9 protein-coding genes and 1 pseudogene are annotated in these 6,252 nt (G+C 58.7%); 2 read left to right on the top strand and 8 right to left on the bottom strand.

The window, feature by feature from the left end:
* Positions 1 to 495, top strand: a pseudogene (locus BLO97_RS30340) (type VI secretion system tip protein VgrG); the annotation flags it as partial.
* A gap of 171 nt (positions 496 to 666) precedes the next feature.
* Here the strand turns inward: BLO97_RS30340 and BLO97_RS30335 are convergent.
* From BLO97_RS30335 to BLO97_RS30300, 8 genes are all read right to left on the bottom strand, one after another.
* Positions 667 to 999 (bottom strand): hypothetical protein, encoded by a 333-nt coding sequence (locus BLO97_RS30335; protein WP_092151225.1) that lies wholly within the window; start codon positions 997 to 999, stop codon positions 667 to 669.
* Entirely contained in the window at positions 1,000 to 1,533 is a 534-nt protein-coding gene (locus BLO97_RS30330; protein WP_092349801.1) for a hypothetical protein, read from the bottom strand. It abuts the gene before it with no gap.
* Positions 1,530 to 2,825, bottom strand: a complete 1,296-nt coding sequence (locus BLO97_RS30325) for a PAAR domain-containing protein (RefSeq protein WP_092152514.1) — start codon at positions 2,823 to 2,825, stop codon at positions 1,530 to 1,532. Before BLO97_RS30325 ends, BLO97_RS30330 begins: the two co-directional genes overlap by 4 nt.
* Before the next feature lie 137 nt (positions 2,826 to 2,962).
* Positions 2,963 to 3,385 carry a GTP pyrophosphokinase gene (locus BLO97_RS30320; RefSeq protein WP_092151240.1) on the bottom strand — a complete coding sequence of 141 codons (423 nt, stop codon included), beginning with the start codon at positions 3,383 to 3,385 and terminating at the stop codon, positions 2,963 to 2,965.
* Positions 3,382 to 3,612: a hypothetical protein gene (locus BLO97_RS30315; protein ID WP_092151237.1), complete on the bottom strand. Its 231-nt coding sequence runs from the start codon at positions 3,610 to 3,612 to the stop codon at positions 3,382 to 3,384. The genes BLO97_RS30320 and BLO97_RS30315 overlap by 4 nt, the downstream gene beginning before the upstream one ends.
* Before the next feature lie 22 nt (positions 3,613 to 3,634).
* Positions 3,635 to 3,898, bottom strand: coding sequence for a hypothetical protein (locus tag BLO97_RS30310; RefSeq protein ID WP_092151234.1), 264 nt, complete (start codon positions 3,896 to 3,898; stop codon positions 3,635 to 3,637).
* Positions 3,899 to 3,917: 19 nt separating this feature from the next.
* The gene (locus tag BLO97_RS30305) at positions 3,918 to 5,183 is read right to left on the bottom strand and encodes a PAAR domain-containing protein (protein ID WP_063323760.1); all 1,266 of its coding nucleotides are present in this window, start codon (positions 5,181 to 5,183) and stop codon (positions 3,918 to 3,920) included.
* Positions 5,184 to 5,237: 54 nt separating this feature from the next.
* The gene (locus BLO97_RS30300; protein WP_063323759.1) at positions 5,238 to 5,672 is read right to left on the bottom strand and encodes a DcrB-related protein; all 435 of its coding nucleotides are present in this window, start codon (positions 5,670 to 5,672) and stop codon (positions 5,238 to 5,240) included.
* A 248-nt stretch (positions 5,673 to 5,920) separates the two neighbouring features.
* Between BLO97_RS30300 and BLO97_RS30295 the strand changes: the two genes are divergently transcribed.
* Positions 5,921 to 6,252 (top strand): contractile injection system protein, VgrG/Pvc8 family (locus BLO97_RS30295; protein ID WP_256572489.1); only part of this gene is annotated, 332 nt, incomplete at its 3' end.

The following is a 6,252-nucleotide window of genomic DNA, read 5'->3' as shown; positions in this document are numbered from 1 at the left end:
GCGAATTTCAACGAAATCCGCATGGAAGACAAGAAAGGCGCCGAGCAGCTGTACATCCATGCCGAGCGCAACCAGGACATCGTGGTCGAGGTGGATGAAAGCCATTCGGTGGGCCATGACCGCAACAAAAGCATCGGCCACAACGAAACCATACGGATTGGCCAAGACCGACTGCGGGCCGTGCAGCGCAACGACGCATTGCTTGTCGGGGGAGCCAAGAGCGACAGCATCAGTACCCAGTACCTCGTGGAGGCGGGTTCGCAGATCCGACTGGTCTGTGGCAAAAGCGTGTTGGAGTTCAATGCCAGTGGCGAGATCAATATCTCGGGCACTGCGTTCAATATCTACGCCAGTGGCAATGGCAACATCGACACCGGCGGCCGCTTGGACCTCAACTCCGGTGGCGCAAGCGAAGTGGATGCCAAGGGCAAGGGCATCAAAGGTGTGATCGATGCGGCGGTGAAAGCTTTTTTCCCGGCAAAGGCCAAGCACTGAGGTTCATGGCCGGAATAACCGTGGCGAGGGAGCTTGCTCCCGCTGGGCTGCGTAGCCGCCCCTTTTTGTGAGCGCTTCGCACTCAAGCGGGAGCAAGCTCCCTCGCCACGGGTTCATCGTTGCCACCCACGCAGAACCTGTGTGCCCGGTGGACCCAGGCATCTTGAAGTTTCACTCGTTCGTAAGCCGGTATTGACCGGGCTGCGTCCACGCGACGCGCAAGTACTTGCCGCTCAGCAATTGCTCGTCACGAAGATATTCAAAAACTTCGGAGGGACACCATTCCTTGCCCGCCGAAAAGGCCACGCCCAATGAACGGAGTGCATCGAATACCTTTGCCTTCTGCGTGTTGTGCGCGACCTGCAAAACGTAGATATCTTTCTCTGCCGCATTCGAAAACCCGATAACGCGCAGGGGTGAGTCCAGCGCTTTATCGATGATTCGAACATGGATCAAATCACCGTCCGCTGTTGCCACATAGGCCCTCAGCACATCATTAACCACTCAGAGATTAGCCGGGACGAAGTCAGGGCCGCCCAGCTTATCCCGAACGACAAGGGCGGTCCGCATCAACGGCCCCCACAGGCCGTTCTGGCTGTTCCAGCTACCACCCGCCCAACGCGTATCCTGGACAAGCTCAGCCTTGTTGAGCTCAAGCTGCCGCTGGAGGGCCAGCGCCACGGCGCCCATATCAACCTCGAACAAGTCGGCATAAAACCCCTCGGGTTGTGCCTGTTTTTTGCTCAGGCAAAACCGGTAGTACCAGACCCACGACGCCGCAACATAAATTGCCCGATTACGATCAGGGTAGGTCGCGAGAATCTTGAGCAAAGCCGTCACCCAGCGCACAGGGAACTGGGGATCGCGAGTCTGTTGCCAATAACGCAGCACCAGCAAATCGAAAGCCGCAACGATGTTCTGCGGTTCCTCATAATCATTCTTGGCTTCTTGAAAGTAGAACGGCTCGCCTACGAGGAATTTATCCAGCTCGTCATTGGCCAGGGCCAGCAGCAATACATTTTCTAGGGTGGCACTCATTGGATTCTCACTACATCCGGGTTCGCGAGCAGGAAATTGATGTCGTTATTGTGTGGGATGGCCACCTTATCCAATACGGCTTCACGCATACCGCCGGGATGGGTCAGGCCGCCAGGGCGCCATAACGGGTTCGCTCCGCGCTCGTTACCGGAGGGCATGACAACCTTGGGATTGTCCAGGTTCATCATGTAAATCTCCTTGCCGGTGAAGCTGCCCGGTTCATAACCCAAAGCGGTCTCCAGAATGGAAAGATCACCGGTTTTCTTAAACTCGGCGACCACACCGTGCAGGTCTGACTTGGCCATGACGTACTTAGTGTCGCTAAAGGTTCCATACATGGGGTTGGCAATGTCATCGGGGGTAAACAGAAACGCACCGCCTTCATCCTGAAAGACTTTGAGGTGCTTGTCGATATAGGAGGCCTCAAGGTAATCGGCAGGATTGGGCCGGCTTAACTTGGGTATCGCAGCGATATCCTCTGACGTGTAGCCCGGTTTGAAGCTCACCGAGCGCGGCTTGGGCGCCGTACCGATTTTCGCCATTTTCGGGCCCAGGCCCAGAAGCGCCATTCCCGCGACGCCCTGCAGCAGGTCCCGGTAACCCGGCCCCAAGCGATCCCCCAGATCCCCCAGCAACGCCATACCAGCCATCATCGTGCCGCCGATCACCACGAAACCGACCAGAGCGGCCACGCCAGCCATGGCCGCGAGAATCGCTGCGCCCCCCATGGCCAACATTCCCAACGCTTCCAGCCCGGTATGCATCCAGCCTTCAAGATCCAGGACAAACGCCACCGACACCGTCGGCCCACCGATGAACGTATTCGGGCTGCCGGTCTTGATGTGCGCGCCACACACCATTTTGCTGTGCAAGCGTGCGGCGGGTTTGCCGTTGATGAACACCGTGGCGCTGCCTTCGGCGATCAGCACCGGGAAGGGCCAGATCGGATGGTTCATCGGCAGCCCGGTGCAGGAAGATGAAGTGTCTTCACCCGCCCGCATGGCATTGCGGCTGTTGATGTAGACGTTGAAGCTGCCCATTATCAACGCCCCCGTGGTGGGCTCGGGCAGGTTGAAGATGGTCGACAGGCCTTTGACGATCTGGAACATCGACAAGCCGCCGGCGGCAATCGAGCCGGCCATGATCGCCAGCGCCACGCCGCCCGTGGCAACCGTCGCGGCTACGACCGCGGCGCCGATCAAGGCACCGGCCACGGCACCGGCGACCATCGCGGCCAACCCGAAGCCATGGGCTATTTCATCACCCAGACGTGCTGCAGCCTGTGCATCCATTGCGAAAATCCAACTTACTGGTTGTATGACTGCACAGGAGAGTTATCGATGACCAGAGATCGCTGGGCACGGTCAGAGCGAACGCAGCGCCGGTCTTGCCGCGTTGTCCTTCAACGAGCAGACGGCGGCGACATGATTCATTGCTCTTGCAGGTAACGCAATGCCCGATGATATTTCGCGGCGCGTTCCAGGTCCTTGTCTCGCACGACGGGCAGCCGAGTGAGGTCAAGATTGTCGTGGATGTCCGCTATTTTCACTTTGGTCGCCAGTGGATTGGGACGAATCCGGGCGATGAATTGTTCATAGGACTCGCCCTTGCGCTTGGTCAAGCAGTCGATAGCCGTCACCACAACCTCGGGAATGCCAAGCCCGCGCAGCTCATCCAGCGTGACATCGCCGTCTTCGACCACATCATGCAACAGGCTGACCAGTTGCTCTTCAAGCCCGTCGAACTTCATCATCAAGCGCAACGGGTGGAGGATATAGGGCTTGCCGGCCTTATCCACCTGGCCCGCGTGGACCCTTGAAGCCAGGGCGATTGCAGCGTCCAGAATGCTCATTGGCGATCAAAGCCCTTCGCGTATTGTTCTTTGGAAATCTCGCGACCATACAAGACGGCGTCGTTGTACAGCCTATTGTCCGCGGGAACCGATTGTTCGCTTTCGGCAGCACCGTAAAACTTCCTGAATACGGTCCCGGTGCGAGGGTCCCAACGGAAGGTGACCGCTTCGTAGGCGTAGTCCAGGAACACATCCCGACTGGCGAAGGCACTCAATTCAATTCCCACCGTTCCCCCTGCCCTTCGACGATCAGATGGCGGTGCCGCGGTTCGTTCCCGGTTGGACAATCAATAGCTCGTCCAGCTCACGCTTCCTGCAACGCGCCACAAAAGGCAGCGCCGCATCCGGGTCACGCTTGAACAGCTCGAAGGTCGCCTGATTGATTTCATAATATTCCTCGTAGTCGGCCATGCCGTTGCTCACCGGTATGGAGACATAGAATCGACCCGAATCCTGTTCGATACCCACGCAGAACATGTGTTCGCGACTGACCAGAACATCTTGAAATTTCATGATTTGCCTACCTCTACCGTCATAATGGCGTCCAACTGAAGTCTTTGGGCAAAATGCCCCCGGCATCGATGACCGCCTCGCTGGCACCGGTCGGCAGCTTGCCGCCAGGGATCCAGAATTCGTTGGCGCCGGCCTCGTTACCTGAAGGAATCCGCAGGTTCATGTCTTTAGGCGCGGGGATGTCGACCCGCACCAGAGTACTACTTTCCAGGGTATTTTCTGGTAGCCCAAGGGCCTTCTCCAATGCGCGCTTGTCGCCCTTGGCATTGGCAATCAATTGATCGGCTTCAGCCTTGGGCATCAGGAACGTCGTACCGTCGCGCTGGGCGATGCCGTACTTGTCCAGGTTGGCCTTGGTGGTGAAACGCGAGGCACCGTTCTCGAACTGGGCCAAGTGTTCTTTCACATACTGCGGTGACAGGTACGTGTCGGCGTCGGGTCGCGACCCCTTCGGCATGGCCAGGATATCGGCCTCGGTCACGCCAGGCTTGTACTTGGGCGGCGGCAGTTCGGCAGGCTTGGCCGCCTTCGCCATCTTCGGACTCAGCCCCAGCATGGCCATGCCGGCGACCCCTTGCAGCAGGTCCCGATAGCCAGGCCCCAGGCGGTCACCTAAATCACCGAGAAGCTCCATCCCCCCTACGATCAGCCCGCCCACCACCACGAACTCGACGAGCACGGCGATACCCGCCATGGCGGCCATGACCAGCGCAGCACCTGCCGCCAACAACCCCAACACTTCCAGCCCAGTGTGCATCCACCCTTCAAGATCCAGGACAAACGCCACCGACACCGTCGGCCCACCGATGAACGTATTCGGGCTGCCGCTCTTGATGTGGGCTCCGCAGACCATTTTGCTGTGCAAGCGCGCCGCCGGCTTGCCGTTGATAAAGACCGTGGCGCTGCCTTCGGCGATCAGCACCGGAAAGGGCCAGATCGGATGGTTCATCGGCAGGCCGGTGCAGGAAGATGAAGTGTCTTCACCCGCCCGCATGGCATTGCGGCTGTTGATGTAGACGTTGAAGCTGCCCATTATCAACGCCCCCGTAGTGGGCTCGGGCAGGTTGAATATGGTCGAGAGGCCCTTGACGATCTGGAACATCGACAAGCCGCCAGCCGCAATCGAGCCGGCCATGATCGCCAAGGCCACGCCGCCCGTGGCAACCGTCGCGGCAACGACCGCAGCACCGATCAAGGCACCGGCCACGGCACCGGCGACCATCGCGGCCAACCCGAACCCGTGGGCTATTTCGTCACCCAGACGTGCTGCAGCCTGTGCATCCATTGCGCGCATCTACCTGACTGATGTGTATGACTGCTCAGTGGGACGTATGGATGCTCAGATGATCGGAGGCTGTGGCTTGAACGAATGCATCGCCACCTTCCAGGCCGGCTCGTGATAGGCGAAATCGTTCGGTGTGGTGGTCAAAGTGGTGATCACCACGGATGGTTTACGCTCGATGAACACCTGGCGCAGCATCAGGTCGCGCCCCTCGCGTTGCCAGGTGTAGTCCAGCAATGTAGCGGTGTGCCCATGCAGTACGGTGTCCCAGCGCTGAACCAGCTTGAAGCCCGGCAGTTGCTGCTCCGCGCTTTTGAGTTGGCGGTCCACGTACTCGGCAAAAGGAGCATCGCCCTGAGTGGTATCGCGGCTGATGACGAAACTGGCTTCTTTAGCAGGGCCGACTGCCGGCAGCTTGAAAATATTGATGCTCTGGTCCTGCCAGGTATCGGGGATTTCGAGATCGGCTTCTTGAATGCGGTAAGAGGTCACAGTAATCGCTTTCCATGGACGTGAGGTGACGCGCGAAGGAGCAGATATTCAAGTAATGCCTGGTAACAATCAAGAACCGGGTTCCTCTGCCTCAAGCAACGAACTACATTATGCGATCAGCGTCACTACTCTGGCGATTTCATGCCTGTGCACGAGCTATCAAAGGGCGCGATCGCTTGATCTTCAACGTCAAAAGCCGGCAATCTTGCGCAGCGTCAAATGGACTGCGGCAGCGATAAGGACAACCGATGCTATTCAACCAAGCCTCACGCCTGGCCAAAGTCACCAGCCCCCTGGGACCTGAGGTGCTGTTGCTCAAGGACATGGGCGGCGGTGAAGAATTAGGGCGGCTGTTCAACTACGAGTTGCAGCTGCATTCGCTGGACAATGCCATCGATCTCAACCAGCTGCTTGGCAAGCCCATGTGCGTGAGCCTGCAGCTCGATGGCGGTGGTGAGCGCTACTTCCATGGCATCGTCGCCCGCTGCAGCCAGAACGTCGACCAGGGCCAGTTCGCCAGTTACCAGGCGACGTTGCGGCCGTGGTTGTGGCTGCTGACCCGCACTTCCGATTGCCGGAT

Origin of the sequence: Pseudomonas sp. NFACC05-1 (assembly GCF_900100135.1) — a bacterium.
Taxonomy (GTDB): domain Bacteria; phylum Pseudomonadota; class Gammaproteobacteria; order Pseudomonadales; family Pseudomonadaceae; genus Aquipseudomonas; species Aquipseudomonas fluorescens_Q.
Note: the sequence above shows the minus strand (reverse complement) of the source record. Positions and strands in the feature narration are given on the sequence as shown.